Source organism: Pseudoxanthomonas sangjuensis (genome assembly GCF_010211755.1).
GTDB classification, from domain to species: domain Bacteria; phylum Pseudomonadota; class Gammaproteobacteria; order Xanthomonadales; family Xanthomonadaceae; genus Pseudoxanthomonas_A; species Pseudoxanthomonas_A sangjuensis.
In genome coordinates this window covers 71,701-90,152 of sequence record NZ_PDWR01000005.1, presented here as the reverse complement: position 1 = coordinate 90,152, position 18,452 = coordinate 71,701, and the positions used below count along the sequence as shown (strand labels likewise).

Genomic DNA, 18,452 nt, shown 5'->3' with positions numbered 1-18,452 from the left:
CACGCATGGACCGGCCAGATCCCCGACGACGCGCATACCCGGGATGCGATCCCCTGGACATCGTCCATCTCGAGGCGCAATTCGACCGGCAGCTGCAAAGGCCGCGCGTCACCGACCTGGGCGCGGTGCGCCAGGCCGCGGCGGCGTGGTCCGATGCCGTGTGGTCCGCTGCCGAATCGGCGGGTCCCGCGCTCCTCGCTGCCGGCGAGATCGAGCACGCGTTCGCCATCGCGCGCCGGCCCGTGTTCGTCTTCGGTGCCCACCGCAGCGGCACGACCCTGGTGCGCGACCTGCTCGACCACCATCCGGCGCTCTCCGTGCTTCCCGCCGAAGGCACCATGCTCACCAATTTCGCCTGGCACCTGAAGCGCTTGCCCGCGGAGGCATGGCTGCCATTCCTCGGCTGCGAGTGGCTGCGCAGGCTTGCCAACCCGATCAACCAGTCCCCCTACTGGCTGCTCGGGCGCTCGTCGGCGGAAAACTCGCCGTATGTCGGATTCATGCGCGCCCTGCTGGCATGGTGGCCGCTGGTCGAAACGCGGCTCGGGCCGCGCACGACGTCCTGGCCGCTGGTCGCGATCGCGCTTGCCTACGCGCATTGCACGGCGGGGTTCGGCACCGCGCACGCCCTGCAGCGATGGGTGGAAAAAACACCCGCGAACGAGCGTTTCCTGGGGCGCCTGACGGCCGAATTCCCCGAGGCGAAACTGCTCCATGTCGTCCGCCATCCTTGCGCGGTCTACGCATCCAGCCGCCAGGCCGCACGGAATGCCGGCCATCCGTCGGGCGACGCGCGCCGGATCCTTCGCCAGATGCACCTGTCGTACCGGGAAGCGGCCCGTCGCTCCGACCGGCCCGCGTCGGACGCGTACCTGCTCGTCCGCTACGAGGACCTGCTCGACGACACGGCGGGCAGTGTCCGCCGGATGGCGTCTTTTCTCGGGATCGAGCCGCTGCCCGTCATGATGCGGCCCACCGCGAACGGCATTCCCACCCCGAGCAACAGCTCTTTCGACAGCAACAACGCGGCGGGGAAATTGAACCGCCAGCCTGCGGAGGGTGCGTTGAATGCGCTGACGCGACGCGATCGCGAGCGATTGAGCGCGATATTGGCCGACCCTGCCGGAAAGCTCGGCTATCCGCTGGTGCCGCTGCCCGCGTTGCGCCGGCGACTGTTGCAGGCGTGGATACGCGCCGGCTGGATGGTCGATCGCATCAGGGCGCGTCGGGTGCGGTTCCTTTCCGCGCTCCCGAGGCGACGTGGTCTCCATTGATACGAACCTCGAACAGTCCAAAGTCTCCGTTCGCCCTGAGCGTCGCGCCGAAGGCGCGGAGTCGAAGGACAGCCTCGCCACGTCCTTCGACTCCGGCGCTACGCGCCTGCGCTCAGTACGAACGGTGAAGTTCGTATTCAATTTGGGCCGGATCGATAATGCCTTCCGTTTTGTGGAGTCGTTCGATACAAGGCCTGGAACGCCTCGGCGGTGGAATCGGCATCCTCCCGCATCGCGCGACGCTGCGCTTCCTCCGCCAGCCGCAACCGCAGTTCCTCGTCGGCAAGCGCCCGCTGGATGGCATTCGCCATTTCGTCCGGATTCCTGACGGGGACGGCCAGGGCCGCCGAAGGCGACCACTCCGCGAAATGCCCGACCGCCGTGCCGACCGCGGGCACGCCCGCCACCGCGGCTTCCAGCAGGGCCAGCGGCCCGGCCTCGTGCAACGACGACATCACCAGCAGGTCGGCCGACGCCAGCAGCGGACGCAGTTCGCGCTGCGTCCGGAAGCCATGGAAGCGGACGCGGCGCTCCAGCCCGAGTTCGCCGGCCAGCGCCTGCACTTCGCCATGCAAGGTGTCCACGCCGACCACGTCCAGCGTGAACGCCTGTCCGCGCGCCGCCAGGATCGCCAGCGCCCGCAACAGGGTCGCCTGGTCCTTGACCCGGTTGAGGCTGGCGACATGGATCAGTTTCGCCGGCCCCGCGCTGCGTCGGCGAGGCGGCAAAGGCGGCCAGGCCGCGAGATCGACTCCCAATGGCACCCGCTGCGCGGCGATCCCGAGGTCTTGCAACGAAGCGAGGATCGGCGCACTGGCGGCGGTGACGGCATCGGCGGCGCGCAATACCAGCGCTTCGCGCAGCCGGCCGGTCCAACGCCGGCGCCCCCCGTAAGCGATCTCGGGCAGGGATGCGAGCTCGCCACCCGCGACATGGACCAGGCTGCGCACGCGCAGGAGCCTGGCCATCGCCACCGCGAACAGGCCGCAGGAACCGGAAAAGATGGCGTGGATCGTGTCGAACGGCGCCCGCCGGTGCTCGCGGCGGACCTCGCGGATGGCGCGCAGGCGGGTCCAGCCCTCGCCGATGTTGTGGATGCGCGCGCCGGCAAGCATCCATTCGCCCGCCGTCGCCTCCTGCCGCAAGACGAACACGTGCACCTCGTGGTGCCGCGCGAGTCGCTCGATCAGGGCGAGCAACGCCGGAATCACGCGCTGCTCGCCGCTGCGATCCACGCCGCCCGGGACCATCAGCGCGAGTTTCACCGCGCACCCCGCGCATGGCTGTCGACCACCCGCGCATAGGCATCCGCCCATCGACGCCCCACCGCGGCGAACGACAGGGTCGCATCGAAGTGATCGCGCACCCGGCCGGGTGGCGCCCGGTTCGACCATGCGTCCACCAGCGCCCCGGACAGGCGTTCCGGATCGCCCGGCGGCCACAGCCGCCCGATGGCGCCGTCGCCGGTCAGTGCGCGGAATGGCGGGATGTCGGTGACCACCGGCGTGGCGTCGCAGGCAAGCGCTTCCAGCAGGGCGTATCCGGAACCTTCCGCGTGGCTGCCGGACACGAACAGGTCGGCGGCGCGCATCAACGACTCGATCCTGGCGTGCGGCACCTTGCCGAGCAGATGCACGCGCCCGGCGAGTTGCGGGTACGCCGCCATGCGCTGGTGGACCGCGTCCAGCAGCGGGGCCGTCCCGTAGGCGCACCATAATTGCAGCCCCGGCAGCCGCAACGCGGCCCGCGCGATGCCGTCGATGACGGCCAGCGGATCCTTGCCCCGGGCCAGGTGCCCCACCCACAACACGCACGGATCGCCATGCAGCCCGGTCGCGGCGCGCGCCAGCCCGCGATCCCCGGGCGTGAAGCGGCTGGTGGATTCGGGGATGGCGAACACCTGCATCCGCTTCGCGAACACGCCGGCGTCGATGAACGGCTGCGCCTGCTCCGGCGCGGTGAACGAAACCGCGGAGACCGCGGCGAACCAGCGACGCCACTGCAGCCGCCGCCACGGCCGCCACCGGCTTGGCGGATGGTCGGCGTGGTCCTGGCACAGGATCGGCAACCGCGGGAGCCGGCGCGAGATCGCAAACGCATCGCCGCCGAACGCCAGGCCCTGCACGTGCAGGACGTCGGCCCCGAGCTCCTGCAACGCGGCGGCGAGGCGGTGGCTGCGTTCCGGCGCTCCCTTCGCTTCGGAAACGTCGACGAAGCGGTATTCGATGCCGTCGCGCACGATGCGATCCTCGCGCGACGCTGCCTGGAGCACCGAGACGCGGACGCCGCCGCTCGCGGCGATCTCGGCGATGTCCACCAGCGAGTGCCATTGCCGGAGGACATCGGCATGCATCCAGCCTTCCGGCACCGGCAACAGGTTGGCCTGGACGACATGCACGCAGGCGGTCCGCGCTCAGAGCCCCGATACCTGCGGCATGCGCAGGCGCACCAGCCGGCTGGCGAGTTCCAGTTCCCACGGGCGGTCGATCTTCCCGAAGCGGTAACGCCAGCCGGCCATGGCGCGCAAACCGCGCTTGGCCCATGCGGGCGAATGCAGGTCCTGCACCGTCGGATAGCGGCAACGCAGCACCGTCACGAAATCATGGATGCGCCGGCGCAGCTTCTCGTCGAGCCACGGCGCATCGGCGTGGCAGGCATAGTCGATCCAGCGCGGCTCGGCCCATTCCTCGACCGTCTTCGGGAACGCCACGGGCTGGCCGTGGAGGTCGCGCATCGCGACGGGCGCGCGCCGGCGGCGGTCGGATTCGTGCCGGCTCTCGTCCGGCAGCGGGGTGTAGACGTAGACGATCACCTCCGCCTCCGGATTGATGCGCTTCAGTTCGCGGATGAACGCGAAAGTGCGTTCGGTCTCTTCCTCGGTGTTTTCCGGCGGCGCGACCATGAACGACAGTTCCGGGATCACGCCCTGGCGCTTGCACAACTTCACCACTTCCACGGTCTGGTCCGGCCGCGTGCCCTTGCGGATGTCCTTGAGCATCTGCCCGTTGGGCGATTCGGCGCCGATGTACGCCATCCGCAGGCGGCTCCTGCGCACCAGCTCCCAGGAACGCGCCGACAGGCCCAGCAGCGCATCCGCGCGGGCGTAGCACCACCAGGGCATTTCGAAGCGGGCCATGACTTCGAGCAGCGGCACCATGTCCTGTTCGCGGTCGAAGAAGTTGTGGTCGTAGTACTGGACGGAATCGGCGCCGAGTTCGTGCTTGAAGTAGCCGAGGTCGCGTTCCAGCCGCGCTGCGCTCGACAGGTGGGTCGCGCCGCCGTACATCGCCGCCACCCCGCAGAAAGTGCAGCGGAAGCGGCAGCCGGTCGCGGCCTGGTGCGCCACGGTGCGCTCGCCCAGGTAGGTGCGCGCCAGGTAGCGGCGCGGGTCGCCCAGCAGTTCGTAGGGAAGCCGGGCCCCGTCGGCGGGCACCGGGATGCCGCGGGCCGGGTTGTGCACGATGCCCCCGGCGCGTTTCCACGACAGCCCGGCAATCCGCTCCAGCGCCGGCGCGCCTTCGCCGCGCAACGCGGCGACGAGTTCCGGCAGGGTTTCGTCGCCCGGCCCGCGGACGACGTAGTCGACATCGGGCGAGGCGATCGCCGCCGCGGTATTGAGGGTGGGAAAGTAGCCGCCCCAGGCGATCGGCACCTGCGGGAAGCGTTCGCGGATGGCGCGGGAAACGGCGATCGCCGGGGCCAGCTGCGGGCCGCCCATGACGCTGATGCCGGCCAGGTCGAAGCGCTCCTGTTCGAGCGCATGCAAGGTCGCGTCGATGAAGTCGCGGTCGACGTTGCCGTCGATGATCCGGCTGCTGCCGGCGCCGCTGCGTTCCAGTGCCGCGGACAGGTGCAGCAGGGCCAGCGGGAACCGCGCGCTGCGCCGCGAGGCGATCGTCGGGTTGATCAGCAGGGTGCGTGGCATCGGCGGCATGGGTTCCGGGTCTCCTGGTCAGCGCTCGCGTCGCAGTTGCAGCACCAGGGCGACGGGAACTTCCAGCGCGGTGCGGTCGAAGTGCGCATCCGCGGGAATGTCGGCGGGATCCAGCATCGGCTCGCGCACCCGCTCGATGCGCAGCCCGAGCGAGGCGCAGGCGTCGTGCCAGTGGCCGTACAGGTGTTGCGTGTGCCGCACGGCGTAGCGTTGCCCGCCGGACTTGAAGTCGCGCACCCAGCCGAGCGCGTGCCCGATCGGATGCACGTCGCTGCACAGCACGATGCCGCCCGGCCGGGTCGCGCGTTGCAGTTCCGCCAGGCACGGACGCAGTTCCTGCAGGTGGCCGACCACCAGGCCGCACACGGTCAGGTCCGCGCAGGCATCGGCAACAGGCAGTGCGTCGATGCTTCCGGCCAGCAGCGCGATGGGGACTTCGCGACTTTCATCGCGCAAGGCGGTGTCGGCGCGCGCCAGCATTTCCGGCGACAGGTCCACGCCGGTAACGCGCGCCGCGCCTCGGTGCAGTGCATGCAGCAGATAGCGCCCGCTGCCGCAGCCGGCGTCGAGGACGGACTGGCCGTGCAGTGCTTCCGGCATGAGCGCGAGCATGGCGCGCTCTTCGGCCTGCATCACCGGGTTGTGGGCGTGCGGCGGGTAGCTGGGCGCCCACAGCGAATACGCCGCCGCGGGTTCGAGCATGATCGCGCCGGCCATCAGCGACTCCCCGCCATGGGCATCGGCGCGTGGCGTCGCAAGCCCGCGTCGGCATGCAGTGCCAGTCCGGGTTCGAGCGCCGCGACTTCGGGATCGGCCAGCCAGCGCGCCAGCAGCTTCGGCTTGCCGTCCAGCGTTGCCGGCACGGCGTCGATGCCGGCGAGCGCGAACCAGTCGGCGAGGTCGGGGTCGGCGATGCACGGCGTGCCGTCGCGCACGACCGCGCGGATTTCGCTGCGATGAAGGCCCGCCAGCGCATGGGGCCCGGCGCCGCGATCGTCGCGCACGACGATCAGGTCCGCATGGTCGCCCGGTGACAGGTCGCCGCGTCCGGGCAGCCGCAGGATGCGCGCGGCCGCGGTGGTCGCGATCTCCAGGAGCTGCGCCGGGCCGAGTTCGCCGCGCAGGAGGATGCCGCGCATCTCGTCGAGCATGTCGCGCGCGCCGCTCAGTCGCGAATCGGTGCCGAGGGCGAGGCGGCCCGCCGCGCAAAGCGGTCGCGGATCGAGCGTCGCGCCGAGCAGGGCGTGGTTGCTCGACGGGCACCAGACCACGGCGGCGCCGCGCGCGATCACGCGTTCCACGTCCTGCGGGCGCAGGCCCACGCCATGCACCAGCACGCTGTTCGGCGCCAGGCATCCCATCGCCTCGAGCCCGGCCAGTTCCGCCCGGGCCACGGCGTCGGTGCCTTCCGCCAGATGGATCATCCACGGGCGGTCGGGCGGCGTGTCGAGGAAGCTGCGCCGCACGTCCGGCCCGTAGCCGGGCCAGCCCGGCGCGTAGGCCCAGCCATGCTCGCGCAGCACGGCGACGGGGAAGTCCGGCGCGTCGAAGACCGGATGCCAGGGATCGTGGTGCGCCACGCAGGTCGTTCCCGCGAGCAGGTTCTTCAGCGCGCCGTGGCGCAGGCGCACGTCCTTCGGCACGGCGAGCGCCGCCGCCACCGCCGGCTCGGCGAAATGCGCCTTGAAGGCCTCGATCCATTCGTAGCTGTTGCGGAACGGCCCAGGCGCGGGCAGCAGCGGGACGGCGTTGACGTGCAGGTGGTCGTGCGCGTTGACCAGCGCCGGGAATACGAGGTGTCCGTCGAGCGCGAGGCGCGGAACGCGCGTGCCCGCGACGGCGGCGATCCGGCCCGCACGGAGCGGCAACGGCGCCTGCGCGATGCCCGCCGGCGTGACCACGGCGGCGCCGTGCAGGACGATCCCGGTCGTGGCGGGCGCGCCGTCCATGCCTCAGCGCCGGCGCATCACCATGAGGAAGTGGTCGCCCATGTCGCGCAGCAGCGGCCATTCGCCAAGATAATCGTCGAGCCGGCCCAGGCGATCGCACAATTGCGGGTGGCGCCGGTAGAAGTCCACCAGGTAGGGTGGCGGCATGAACAGGCTCAGCGCACGGTAGCCGGCCAACTCGAACCGCGCCGCGAAATGGCGGTGGAACTCGCGCGGCAGGTAGTACCGCGTCCAGATCGTGTGCCGGTTCATGCCCACCGGCGTCGCACCGCGCGCGGCGCGCACGGCGGCCCGCCCGAAGCGGCCGCGCAGCGCGTAGTAACCCAGTTCCCATGGGCAGATCCGGCCCATCACCGAAAACACGAGGACCCCGCCCGGGGCCAGCAGGCGCGCGCATTCGTCCGCGGTCGCGGCCAGGTCCGGGACGCAGTTCATCGGTCCGAAGTTGGAGTAGATGCCGTCGAAGCTGCCATCGAGGGCGGCAAGCTGGTGGATGCCCAGCTGCCTGACGGCCACGGGCACCGGCAGGGAAGCGCCGGCGATGCGCGCTTCGGTGCGCGCGACCATGCCCGGCGACCAGTCGGTGGCGACGACCGGATAGCCGAGTTGCGCGAACCCGAGCGCATCGATGCCGGTGCCGCAACCCAGGTCCAGCAGCCTCGATCCCGGCGGGAGCTCGCGGCACACGACTTCCCGGAGCGTGTGCCGCATGCGCTGGATCAGCTCGTTGTTGCCGCGCGGGCCGTCGTAGTCGGCGGCCACGCTGTCGAAGGCGAGTTGGGTGTCGTGCAACTGCGCCGCGTCCGCTGCGGCGGCGGCCCCGGCGCCGCGCTCGCCGGAATCCGTCGCGACGCCGCCCGCGGTCTCGGGCATGCGGGTTCCCGTCATGTCATGCGCCTCCTCGAATGCCGGTAGGTGCCGCGGGAGGGGGCGAAAAGTTGCATTCGCGCTGGCGATGCAACCTTTTCCCGGCGCGGCCGGCACCTACCCGCAACAAGTCCTTTCATTGCCCGGGGATGGCGTTCGTCCATCCCTGCGGAACGCAGGTGGACGGTTCGATGACGGAAACATCCCGGCGGAAACGCACGATGCGCAAGGCACTGCCGATGACGGCGGTGCTGGCCATGCTGCTGCTGGCCGGTTTGTCCACGTTGCACGCGCAGCGGAGCGACTCGGCCCAGTCGGTCCAATCGGCCCAATCCGGCCAGGCCGAACCCCGCGGGCTACCCGAGCCGCTGAGCGCAAGCGACATCGCGCGCAGCCTGCCTCCGACCGACATGGGTGCGGGAAGCGACGAACATCGTCGCCCGGCATGGGACGACGCTGCCGCGCTGCCGTTCTCGGCGGCGTCGATGGCGCGCAATCCGTTGGCGGCCCACGCGACCGCGATCGGCGCGAAAAGCTGCGGGTCCTGCCATGCGCTGGAGGACGTGCACGCATCGCACAGCATGCACGTGAGCGCATTCGTCGCCGGAGCGCACGGGGTCGCGCCGGAAGGCGCGTGCGAAGCCTGCCATGGCCCCGGGTCGGAGCATGCGAAGCGCCCGGACATCCGCGGCCTGATCATCGCCTATACGCACGGCAGCGCGACCCCGGTCGAGGTCCAGGTACGCACTTGCCTGGGCTGCCACGCCGGCGGCGCCCGCCAGCACTGGATCGGCTCGGTGCACGAGCGGCGCGGATTGTCGTGCACGGATTGCCACAATCCGATGGCGAGGCTGTCGCCCGAAGGCCTGATGGCCAAGGCCTCGGTCAACGAGGTCTGCTCGACCTGCCATCGCGACATCCGCGTCCAGTTCAACCGCCGTTCGCACATGCCGTTGCCGGAGGGGCAGATCTCCTGCGTGGATTGCCACAATCCGCACGGCAGCTTCACCAAGCCGCTGCTCAAGACCGCCACGGCCAACGAAACCTGCTTCACCTGCCATGCCGACAAGCGCGGGCCGTTCCTGTTCGAGCACGCGCCGGTGCGGGAAAGCTGCCTGAATTGCCACACCCCGCACGGGTCCAACCACGCGAACCTGACGGTACTCCCGGTGCCGATGCTGTGCCGGCAGTGCCACACCAACAGCGGGCATCCCAACGACCTGCTGACGCGGCAGGGCCTGCGCAGCGGAATCGCCCCCGACGAGCGCGTGATGGCGCGCGGGTGCCTCAACTGCCACGCCAACATCCACGGGTCCAACCATCCCGCGGGTTCCACCCTGGTCAAGTGACCTGTCCTTATCGCAGGGGCACCGTCATGCCGAAACGAAACCTGCTGGCAACACTGATCGCCGCCGCGCTCGGCATGGCCGTCTGCGCGGAGGCCATGGCGCAGGCCGACGTCAGCGATTCGCAACGCGTCGGCAACCTGCAGTTCGGCAACGGCCTGGACCCGACCGGCTGGGAGCCGTTCATCGTCCCGGATCCGCGGGGCATGTCGTGGCTGCATCCGGGCCAATTGCGCACGCCCAGCGGCGCGCTCTACCCGTACCCCTACGAATATCCCGGCGACGAGAGCGCCGACGGGGAAGACCAGGCGGACTGGAGCCATTTCGGCCTGGTCCAGTTCGGCTACCTGTCCACCGGCGGCGATGCCGACAACGCCTTCTTCCGCAGGTACGCGGACTGGGGAAACGGGCCGGTGCTGGGCCTGGCGGCCTTTTCCGCCACGAACCGCAAGACCGGCGGCTTCGTGGAGCTGCGCGGCAGCCGGATCAGCCAGGACGACCAGTATTTCCGCGTGCGCGCGGGCCGCTACGGCGCGGGCCGGTTCGAGTTCTTCCATCGCGCGACGCCGCACGCCCTGAGCACCACCGCGTATCCCCTGTGGGACGGCGTGGGAACCACGCAGCTGACGCTGCCGCCGGGCATCGCCGCCGGCAGCACGCCGCAAGCGGTGCGCGAGGCGATGGAGGAACGGCCGCGGCAGACCCTGGCGATCAACCGCCGCAGCACCGGCGCCAGCTGGGAAGGCGCGGCGCCGGCCCGGCACTGGATCGGCTATGCCGGCGTGACCAACGAGCGCCGCGAGGGCACGCGCGCGTGGGGCGGGCCGATGTACCTGAGCTATTACTTCGTGGCGCCGGGACCCGGCGGCGCGGGCACGCCCAGCGTGCCCGGCCGCTACGGCGGCCAGTACGAAACCGTGCGCCCGGTCGATTCCACGACCACCGACATCCGCCTGGGGCTGCGCAACAAGAGTGGCGCCATGGGCTGGTTGTTCGATTTCAGCCTGAACGGCTCGTTCTTCCGCAACGACAAGGATCGCCTGGACTTCCGGGTGCCTTTCGCCGTGGTGCCCGGCGCCGCCTCCATGATCGATGGCGGCACCTGGGCGCTCGAGCCGGACAACGATTACTACAGCGCGCAGATGAAGGCGTCGCACCCGCTGAAGCTCTGGAACGGCAACCTGTCGCTGGTCGCGTCCTGGGCCAGCATGCGCCAGGACGACGCGCTGCAGGCGCCGCTCGACCCCGCGTTCTGCCCCGACGGCGCGATGATCGGCGGCAGCGGCATCGCCTGCGCGGACTGGAACACCACGGCGGCGTTGTCGCGCAGCACGGCCAGGGCGCGGATCGACACCCTGCTCGTCGACCTGCGGGCGGATTTCCGCCCGACCCAGGCGCTCGGGCTGTACGCGCACCTGCGCCGGTACGACGAAGACAACAAGACCCGGTACACGATGTACAACCCGCTCACCGGGCAGTACGGCTATGTCGCGGAGAACGGGGCGGTGGCGTTCATCATCCCGGCGCCGGCCTTCTCCGGCCTGTTCAAGCCCGGGGACCCCGCCTACCAGTCGGTCTACACCCGGATCGCCAACATCCCCTACAGCTACGACCGCCTGGAGTTCGAACTCGGCGGAAACCGCGACCTCGGCGAAAGCGCGCTGGGCCTGCGCTACCGGTTCGAGCGCCGCACGCCGCACGTGCGCGAACGCGACCGGGTCGACGACCAGCGCCTCGAGCTGGACTGGGACGGCACGGTCTTCGACGACGCGACCTTGCGGATAAGCTACGAAGCGCAAAGGCGCAGCGGCGACCCCTACGATCCGTACCCCTATTCCGATGCCCGTTCGCCGTCGTTGCCGGGTTACGTGCCGCCCGCGACGGGCAACCCGGCCTTCACCGTCGCGCAGATGCGCAAGTACGACCTCGGCGACCTGCAGGCGGGCAGGCTCAAGGCGATCCTGACCATGCCGGTGGGGGAGACGGCCACGTTCAGCGCGACGCTGCACGGCGACCGCAAGGATTACCGGGCGACGATCGGACGGCGGTCGTTCGACACCTTCGGCGCCGATGCCGCATGGGACTGGTCGCCGTCGCCGGCCACCAGCATGAGCGCGTATGCCGGCTACCAGGCCAGCCGGCTGAGGAATGGCAACGTCAACGACAACGAGGCGCTGACCTATTCCTCTCCGGACCAGGCCGACATGCAGTTCGGTGGGCGGTTCTATCCCTTCGCCAATTTCTGGTCCGAGACCGACGACGAGCGCAACGTCAATGCGGGCGCCCACTTCAATCGCGCGTTCTCGCCGCGCGTCCGCCTCGACCTCGGTTACGACTTCACCTATTCGCGCGGCGTCAATCGTTACGACTACGCGAGCCTGGCGGCGCTTTCCGTCGTCTACGCCCGCATCCTGGACGAAGCGGCCGTCGGCGACCGTTTCCCCACCAACGTCTATCGCGTGCACGACCTGACCGCGAAACTCGACCTGGCCCTGTCCGCGAACGCCGACCTGCGCTTTTTCTGGAAGTACCAGCGCGGCCGGTTCTCCGATTGGCACCTTGCCGGTTTCGACACGCCCGGCGACCTGGTCGTCGGCAATCGCGTGTTCACCGAGCTGGCGCCCGCATCGCAATGGGACGCCATGGCGATGGGTATATTCATCACCCTGAGGCTGTGAGGAGTGGAATCATGTGGTTTTCGAAGCGAGCCCTGCACCTGATCGCGTTCGCCACCGGGGGATTGGCGGTCACCCTTGCCGCCACGGCGGCGGCCGTGGCCGATGGCGACGGCAACGCGCCGAAAGCGCCCGGGGCCTTCCTCGATGTGCGCCGGCAGCAGCCGATCTCCGGCGACGTCCAGGCCGGCAAGGCGCTGTCGAATGTCTGCAGCGCATGTCATGGCGCCAACGGACTCGGCATCGCACCGACGTTCCCGGATCTGGCCGGGCAATCGGCGACCTATCTCTACGTGCAGCTGAAGACGTTCAAGGACGGGGAGCGCAGCGATCCGGTCATGGGTCCGCTGGTCGCTTCCCTGGGCGATGCCGAGATGCGCAACCTCGCCGCCTATTACGCGTCGCTCCCTCCCAAGCCGGGCGCGGGCGCCGCTGCCGCCTCGCCGGGTGGACGGCTCTTCAGCGATGGCGATCCGTCCCGCGGCATTCCCCCGTGCCAGGGTTGCCATGGCGCCAACGGGAAGGGCCCGCGTTCGGATGCCGACGTCAACACCACGCAGCCGCGACCGCCCTGGGCCACGATTCCGCGCCTGCAGGGCCAGTCCGGGACCTATGTCGCCAAGGCGCTCCACGATTTCAAGAGCGGCGCCCGCGGCAAGACCAGCAATGCGAAGATCATGCAAGGCGTGGCCAAGTCGCTGAGCGAGGCGGACATCAAGGCGGTGGCGGATTTCGTCGACGCGCACTGAGCCAACGCCCGGCAAGGGCCGGCGCCGTGCGTATTTGAACGGCCCGTGCGGGGCCGGTAAGCTCGCGCCCAAGCGGATGGCTTGAGCGCGGACATGACAACCCCTAGGCGCCGATTCATCCGGAACTCGCGCGCGTCCCCACCAACCCGGCTCCGTTCCTGTCCGGTACTGCTGGCCACGGCGGTCGCGCTGGCCTGCCGGCCTGCGCCGCTCCAGGCACAGGCCTCGCGCATCGGCGGGGAGGTCGCGCTGGCTTCGCAATTGGTCGACCGTGGCCTGGCGATCACGCCGGCCACCCCGGTCCTCCAGGGCGCGATCTCCTGGGCGTCCCCCGGCGGCTGGTCGCTCGGCCTTGCGGGCGGGGTGGAAGCGCGCTCGCCGGGGCGGCCGGTGATGGCCCTGGCGCGGGTATCGCGTTCCTGGGCGCTTTCGGACGACTGGCGGGCGCAGGCCGGCCTGCTGTACTACGACTATCGCCGCAACCGGATGCCCGATCGCGCCGAGGCGAACCTCTATTTCACCTACCGGGACAGCGTGACCCTCGGCCTTTCGGCCATCCACGTCGGCGACGACGGGGAGCGGCATTTCCGCGGCGCCGTCGACGTGGCCGTCAGCTGGCCTTTGACGCGGCACGTCTCCCTTTCCGCGGGCGCCGGGATCGCCGAGGTGGCTGTCGGCTCGTATGGTCCCGGGCACCACCCCTACTACGAACACGGTTACGGTTATGGATACGGATACAGCCGGCTGCGGACGTACGGTTACGGCAACCTGGGGCTGGCGTGGAGCGACGGACCCTGGCGGCTGCAGGTCGACCGCAACATGAACAGCCTCGGCGCGCGACGGGTCTACGGCGCCCATGCTCCGCCGCACTGGGTCGCAAGCCTCACCCGGTCGTTCTGAGGCAACCAATCCGGGGCGTCGGGGCACCTATGCAGGGAACCACGAACGGGATCGACCACCAGGGCCAATGAACGAGGCGAATGCCCGCACCGCCGATGCCATCGATCGTGCGCTGCTCCAGCGCATGGCGGCGGGCGACCATGCGGCGCTGGCCGCGCTGTACCGGAGCTACCACGGCAGGCTGTGCCGGTTCCTGTCCCGGCTGACGCGACGCCCGGACATCATCGAGGAGGTCGTCAACGACTGCTTCTGGATCGCCTGGCAGCACGCGGGCGACTTCCGCGGGGATGCCCGGGTTTCCACCTGGCTGATGGGAATCACCTATCGCTGCGGACTCAAGGCGTTGCGCCGGCAGGGCGTCGAATTGGCCGACGACTTGACCGACGACGCCTTCCCTCCGGGATTGGGTGAAGGTACGGATCCGGGCGAGGACCGCGAATTGCGCGATCTGCTGGGCAAGGCGCTCGCACTGCTCAGCGCGGACCAGCGCGTCGTCGTCGAACTGGTCTACGGCGTGGGCCACAGCCTCAACGAGGTCGCCGCCATCCTCCAATGCCCGGTCGGGACGGTGAAGGCGCGCCTGTTCCACGCAAGAATGAAGCTGCTCAACGTCGTGCCCGCCCTGAGCGGCGAGACGCGGGAGCAGGGGAGTTAGACAGCATGGGCTTTACCCCGAATTCCAATCAGGATTGCATGCTCGCCTGGGAAGCGATGCCCGACGCGTTGCAGGGCGCCCTGACGCCCCGGCAAAGCGAGTGGCTGGACGGCCACCTCGCGCGCTGCGATGCGTGCCGCGCGCAATTCGCGCAACAACAGCGCCTGCAACGCGCGATGTCGCTGCCGGTCGACTTGCCGATCGATGCGGAAGCCGGCCTGAAGCGCCTGCTTTCCCGGATCGACAATCCCGACCTTGCGAAGGCGCCGGAACCTTCGCGTCCGGTCGGCTGGGCGGGACGCGCGCTGGTTGCCGCCATCGTGCTGCAGGCGATCGGGCTGGGCGCGATGGGGGCGAAGCTGTGGTCGCTGGAGTCGGCTCCCGCATACCGCACGCTGAGCCGCGAGGCGGCGCCGGCGCCCGCCGGTTCCATCCGGCTGGTGCCGGACCCCGCGATGGAGCTGGCCGACTGGAACGCCCTGCTGGATGCCAGCGGCTTGCGGGTGGTGGAGGGCCCCAACAAGGTCGGCGGCTACCTGGTCGTGCCGACCACGGAAGCCGTCCGGCGCGAGGCACTGCTCCAGCGGCTGCGTTCGACCCGCGGCATCCTCCTCGCCGAGCCCGTGGCCGGCACGCCATGAAACCGGTAATACCGTTCCTGCTCGCTGCCGCGGCGGCCCTCTGCGCCTGCGCGCACGCGCCTGCGGACGCATTCCCGGACAGTCGCGCCGGAGCCGGCGGCGTGCAGCCGGCGGACAGGATGGCGGCGATCGACGGCCAGCGCGACATCGTGATCGCGGTCGCCAACCCGGTGTCGCCGCCGGCGCCGCATGCGGCGTCGAACGTGCTGGGCTACGGGACCGCGGACCAATACCGGAATGGCCAGCGTGCGATGTCCACGCTCGACGAATTGAAGCGGCAATACCGGCTTCGCGAGATCGTCGGTTGGCCGATCAAGCCGCTGGGCCTGTATTGCGCCGTGCTCAGGCCGGCTTCCGGCACCGACCGCGATGCCCTGCTCAAGGCGTTGTCCGCGGATGCGCGGGTGCGGATCGCCGAACGGCTGCAGGAATACGACGTGTATGCCGGGCAGCCCGGGGAAATGCGCTACGACGATCCCTACGTCCGGCTCCAGCGCGGTTTCGCCGAAATCGATGCACCGCTGGCGCAACAATCCAGCCAGGGCAGGGGGGTCGATGTCGCGCTTGTCGACACGGGCGTCGACCTCGCCCACCCCGACCTCAAGGACCGCATCCGCGGCGCGTACAACATGGTCGACGACGATGCCGCGGCCTTCCGCCGCGATCTCCATGGCACCGAAGTCGCCGGGGTGATCGCGGCCGCCGGCGGCAACAAGGTGGGCATTGTCGGCATCGCGCCGCAGGCAAGGCTCAGCGCCTACAAGGCGTGCTGGCATCCGGCCGGCGCGGGCAGCGCGCGCTGCAACACCTTCACCCTGGCCAAGGCCCTGGCCGCGCTCATCGATACCGACACCCGCATCATCAACATGAGCCTTGGCGGGCCGCCGGACCTGCTGCTCGAACAACTGCTCGCGGTCCTGCTGCGGCAGGACCGCATCGTCGTGGCGGCGATGCCGCCGGATGGGCGGGTCGCAGGCTTCCCGGCGGCGACGCCGGGCGTGATCGTGGTGCGCTCCGCGCAGGCGCGGAAAGCGCCGGCGGGCGTGGTGGACGCGCCCGGGACGGACATCCTGACGACCCAGCCCGATGGCCGCTACGGCTTCGCCTCCGGTTCGTCGCTGGCCGCCGCCCATGTCAGCGGCATCGCCGCGCTGCTGCTGTCGCTTGCGCCGGCGCTCGATGCCCGCGAGGTCCGGGCGATCCTCGAGCGAAGCAGCATGGGCCCCGGCGGCAACCGGCAGGTGAATGCGGCTGCGGCCATCGCGGCGTTGCCCGGCGCGCGCTCGGCCGATCCGCGCAAGCGGACGGCGCGATGAGCTTGGTGACGTTCACGGCCGCGCAGGGATCGCTTGCGTCCCGCACCCGGCCGGCCCGGCCGCGGCGATGCCGGGTTCGCCCCGCACCTGTATTTCGTAGGCGCCGCACGAAAGCGGCCGCCACCCTTGTTCGCCGAGGATCGTTTCGATCTCTTTCGCCCACGGAGCCGAGCGCGAGAACACGACCGCGGTGAGGCGATATCGCCGGACCGACTCCGCGAACCACCGCTCCGCATCGGCTGGCCGGTACTTGCCCTCGACGTATCGCATCATGTTGCTGCGCTGCGCCGTTTCCCGCGGCGTGAAGGCCAGGCTCAGGTACATGTGCCGAACGCCGATGACGTTCGGGCGGACGGCGAAGGCCGGCAACCACGTGGCGACATCTTGCGGGGCAAGCACGGTTCCCTTTTCGTCGACGTGTTCGGCCACTTCCCGCGCCACCCCGAATTCGATCGGCGGAACCTTGGGGCCGGGGAACCCCAGGGTGACGTGATTCGCACGCAGGAGCGTGCCGAACCGCGAGCCGAACACGATCGCCGGCAACGACAGGGCCAGGCATGCGCCCACCGCCAGCGCCTTCGGCCTCAACGCCAGCGCGCGGGCGCCCATGCCGTCGATGATCACCGCGAGGAACAACGGCAAGGGCAATGCCCAGGTCAATCGCCAGTAGGTCTTGGCGCCGACGGAGTGCGCCGCCACGAATGGCGTCGTGTAGGGATTGAGCGCGACGAGCAGGAAAAAGAACGCGCCGGCGGAGAAGTAGCGCGCCCGGACCGGGTCGCGCACGAAGGCCCACGCGGCAAGTAGGGCCGTCAGCAGGACTCGCGTGCTCCAGACGCCCCAGGTCCGTTCGAGGAGATGGGGCACGCTGGGCATCGCCACGGCAGAGGGAAGCGCCAGGGCCTGCGCTTCGCGCGTATCGGAGCCTACCAGCCAGGCCGCGCCGAAAAGATATGCGGCCGGCAGCAATCCCAGCACGAAGCGCAGGCTGCGCCTTGCATCCGGCGACCAGCCGCCGGCCAGGCCCAGGGCCGCGGTGGCCGGCGCCACGAACAAGGCGCTCGCCGCGACCCCGAGCGCCGCGATTTGCGCCGCGCACAGCAGCAGCCAATGGCGCAGGCCGCCGTGGCGCGCATAGGCCAGCGCCGCGCCGGCGATGGCCGGCACCATGCAGGCCGCCAGGATCGCCTTGCCCTGGAACAGGCGCACGAACGCGAAATTGCCGTACGCGCGGTGCGCTTCGCCGAACGCCATGACGCAAAGGAACAGGATCGGCAGCACCACCGGCCAGCGCGCCGGCACGATGCGCCGCAAGAGGTAGATCCATGCGAAGACGACGATTGCGGCGAACAGCGCGGGAAGCACCAGATAGGCAACCAGCAGATGGTCGATGCCGGTCAGCCGGGCGACCGCGCCGATCAGCACGTTGTAGTTGCTGAGCCGGTAGAAGGGCAGCAGGATCGAACCTTCCGGCAACCGGTACATGGTGTCGTGCAACAGCACGGGTTGCTGCGGAAGCCGCAGCAGCGTCGCCGGGATGCTCAGGTACAAGGCATCGTCCGCGTCCGGTCGATTCGCGACCAGGACCACGCAAACCGCGGCGGCGATGACGCACGGCACCAGCCACGCCGGGCACTTCACCGCGCTTCCGGCTTGCGGCCGGGAATGCCGGCCACGCAGGTGCCGGATCCAGGCCCCGCACATCGCCAGCAGGCCACCCCACCAGAACACCGCGTACGGCATGCCCGCCGAAAGCAGTCCGACCCAGAGCATCGCCGCCGCGAGCACAGCCAGCGGGACGGCCCGGGTGTTGCCCATGCCGGTCGGGCCCGGAGTCGCCGGTGCGGCGCTCCCCTGGACGGCCGGGGTGGGTTCGCGCGCGGCGGCGGGATCGTGCAGGCGGAACCATCCGGCCGTGGCCGCGACAGCGACCACGGCGACCAGCGGCAACCCCTGCAGGAGGGTCGTGAAACTGGCGTGCGCGGAGACGATCAGGTGGACGTAGAGGGTCCAGATGGCGTACGGCAACACGAAGGCCGGCAGCAGCCGATCCCAGACCTTCCCGTCGGTAGCGAATCGCATGGCACCCCCGTCCCGCCTGTTCGATCGCGGGTACGGGTATGTGCTTCCAGGCGCTGGTACGGTT

General features: G+C 70.2%; 15 protein-coding genes. 8 read left to right on the top strand and 7 right to left on the bottom strand.

What is annotated here, in order from left to right:
• Positions 1 to 5 precede the first annotated feature (5 nt).
• Positions 6 to 1,274: a sulfotransferase family protein gene (locus CSC71_RS03995; RefSeq protein WP_162373051.1), complete on the top strand. Its 1,269-nt coding sequence runs from the start codon at positions 6 to 8 to the stop codon at positions 1,272 to 1,274.
• 137 nt (positions 1,275 to 1,411) lie between these two features.
• Here CSC71_RS03995 and CSC71_RS03990 read toward each other — a convergent pair whose 3' ends face one another.
• Genes CSC71_RS03990 through CSC71_RS03965 form a run of 6 tightly spaced genes read right to left on the bottom strand, consistent with a single transcriptional unit; the run spans position 1,412 to position 8,030 of the window.
• On the bottom strand, positions 1,412 to 2,539 hold the full coding sequence (locus tag CSC71_RS03990) for a glycosyltransferase family 4 protein (RefSeq protein WP_162373114.1): 1,128 nt from the start codon (positions 2,537 to 2,539) through the stop codon (positions 1,412 to 1,414).
• The gene (locus CSC71_RS03985) at positions 2,536 to 3,627 is read right to left on the bottom strand and encodes a glycosyltransferase family 4 protein (protein WP_162373115.1); all 1,092 of its coding nucleotides are present in this window, start codon (positions 3,625 to 3,627) and stop codon (positions 2,536 to 2,538) included. Before CSC71_RS03985 ends, CSC71_RS03990 begins: the two co-directional genes overlap by 4 nt.
• 60 nt (positions 3,628 to 3,687) lie before the next feature.
• Positions 3,688 to 5,208 (bottom strand): B12-binding domain-containing radical SAM protein, encoded by a 1,521-nt coding sequence (locus tag CSC71_RS03980; protein WP_162373050.1) that lies wholly within the window; start codon positions 5,206 to 5,208, stop codon positions 3,688 to 3,690.
• 18 nt (positions 5,209 to 5,226) lie between these two features.
• Entirely contained in the window at positions 5,227 to 5,925 is a 699-nt protein-coding gene (locus tag CSC71_RS03975) for a class I SAM-dependent methyltransferase (RefSeq protein WP_162373049.1), read from the bottom strand.
• Complete coding sequence (locus tag CSC71_RS03970; RefSeq protein ID WP_162373048.1) at positions 5,925 to 7,157, bottom strand: amidohydrolase family protein; 1,233 nt, start codon at positions 7,155 to 7,157, stop codon at positions 5,925 to 5,927. Before CSC71_RS03970 ends, CSC71_RS03975 begins: the two co-directional genes overlap by 1 nt.
• A gap of 3 nt (positions 7,158 to 7,160) precedes the next feature.
• Positions 7,161 to 8,030 (bottom strand): class I SAM-dependent methyltransferase, encoded by an 870-nt coding sequence (locus tag CSC71_RS03965; protein WP_162373047.1) that lies wholly within the window; start codon positions 8,028 to 8,030, stop codon positions 7,161 to 7,163.
• Between the two features lie 215 nt (positions 8,031 to 8,245).
• Between CSC71_RS03965 and CSC71_RS03960 the strand changes: the two genes are divergently transcribed.
• From CSC71_RS03960 to CSC71_RS03930, 7 genes are all read left to right on the top strand, one after another.
• Positions 8,246 to 9,373 (top strand): DmsE family decaheme c-type cytochrome, encoded by a 1,128-nt coding sequence (locus CSC71_RS03960; RefSeq protein ID WP_162373046.1) that lies wholly within the window; start codon positions 8,246 to 8,248, stop codon positions 9,371 to 9,373.
• 26 nt (positions 9,374 to 9,399) lie between these two features.
• On the top strand, positions 9,400 to 12,048 hold the full coding sequence (locus CSC71_RS03955; protein WP_162373045.1) for an MtrB/PioB family outer membrane beta-barrel protein: 2,649 nt from the start codon (positions 9,400 to 9,402) through the stop codon (positions 12,046 to 12,048).
• On the top strand, positions 12,003 to 12,794 hold the full coding sequence (locus CSC71_RS03950; RefSeq protein WP_246191958.1) for a c-type cytochrome: 792 nt from the start codon (positions 12,003 to 12,005) through the stop codon (positions 12,792 to 12,794). Before CSC71_RS03955 ends, CSC71_RS03950 begins: the two co-directional genes overlap by 46 nt.
• Before the next feature lie 81 nt (positions 12,795 to 12,875).
• Entirely contained in the window at positions 12,876 to 13,694 is an 819-nt protein-coding gene (locus tag CSC71_RS03945; RefSeq protein WP_246191956.1) for a TorF family putative porin, read from the top strand.
• A gap of 67 nt (positions 13,695 to 13,761) precedes the next feature.
• Entirely contained in the window at positions 13,762 to 14,349 is a 588-nt protein-coding gene (locus CSC71_RS03940) for an RNA polymerase sigma factor (protein ID WP_162373044.1), read from the top strand.
• Between the two features lie 38 nt (positions 14,350 to 14,387).
• Positions 14,388 to 14,990, top strand: a complete 603-nt coding sequence (locus CSC71_RS03935; RefSeq protein ID WP_246191954.1) for a zf-HC2 domain-containing protein — start codon at positions 14,388 to 14,390, stop codon at positions 14,988 to 14,990.
• Positions 14,987 to 16,306 (top strand): S8 family peptidase, encoded by a 1,320-nt coding sequence (locus CSC71_RS03930; protein WP_162373042.1) that lies wholly within the window; start codon positions 14,987 to 14,989, stop codon positions 16,304 to 16,306. Before CSC71_RS03935 ends, CSC71_RS03930 begins: the two co-directional genes overlap by 4 nt.
• A gap of 12 nt (positions 16,307 to 16,318) precedes the next feature.
• On the opposite strand, the gene CSC71_RS03925 is transcribed toward CSC71_RS03930, so the two are convergent.
• Positions 16,319 to 18,388, bottom strand: a complete 2,070-nt coding sequence (locus tag CSC71_RS03925) for a DUF6077 domain-containing protein (protein WP_162373041.1) — start codon at positions 18,386 to 18,388, stop codon at positions 16,319 to 16,321.
• Positions 18,389 to 18,452 lie beyond the last annotated feature (64 nt).

What these genes read in the sequence shown, in the direction of transcription:
- CSC71_RS03935 (WP_246191954.1), top strand. Translation starts at nt 14,388, where the DNA reads ATGCTCGCCTGGGAAGCGATGCCCGACGCGTTGCAGGGCGCCCTGACG.
- CSC71_RS03970 (WP_162373048.1), bottom strand. Translation starts at nt 7,157, where the DNA reads ATGGACGGCGCGCCCGCCACGACCGGGATCGTCCTGCACGGCGCCGCC.
- CSC71_RS03940 (WP_162373044.1), top strand. Translation starts at nt 13,762, where the DNA reads ATGAACGAGGCGAATGCCCGCACCGCCGATGCCATCGATCGTGCGCTG.
- CSC71_RS03985 (WP_162373115.1), bottom strand. Translation starts at nt 3,627, where the DNA reads ATGCATGCCGATGTCCTCCGGCAATGGCACTCGCTGGTGGACATCGCC.
- CSC71_RS03995 (WP_162373051.1), top strand. Translation starts at nt 6, where the DNA reads ATGGACCGGCCAGATCCCCGACGACGCGCATACCCGGGATGCGATCCC.
- CSC71_RS03980 (WP_162373050.1), bottom strand. Translation starts at nt 5,208, where the DNA reads ATGCCGCCGATGCCACGCACCCTGCTGATCAACCCGACGATCGCCTCG.
- CSC71_RS03930 (WP_162373042.1), top strand. Translation starts at nt 14,987, where the DNA reads ATGAAACCGGTAATACCGTTCCTGCTCGCTGCCGCGGCGGCCCTCTGC.
- CSC71_RS03955 (WP_162373045.1), top strand. Translation starts at nt 9,400, where the DNA reads ATGCCGAAACGAAACCTGCTGGCAACACTGATCGCCGCCGCGCTCGGC.
- CSC71_RS03925 (WP_162373041.1), bottom strand. Translation starts at nt 18,388, where the DNA reads ATGCGATTCGCTACCGACGGGAAGGTCTGGGATCGGCTGCTGCCGGCC.
- CSC71_RS03950 (WP_246191958.1), top strand. Translation starts at nt 12,003, where the DNA reads ATGGGACGCCATGGCGATGGGTATATTCATCACCCTGAGGCTGTGAGG.
- CSC71_RS03960 (WP_162373046.1), top strand. Translation starts at nt 8,246, where the DNA reads ATGCGCAAGGCACTGCCGATGACGGCGGTGCTGGCCATGCTGCTGCTG.
- CSC71_RS03965 (WP_162373047.1), bottom strand. Translation starts at nt 8,030, where the DNA reads ATGCCCGAGACCGCGGGCGGCGTCGCGACGGATTCCGGCGAGCGCGGC.
- CSC71_RS03975 (WP_162373049.1), bottom strand. Translation starts at nt 5,925, where the DNA reads ATGGCCGGCGCGATCATGCTCGAACCCGCGGCGGCGTATTCGCTGTGG.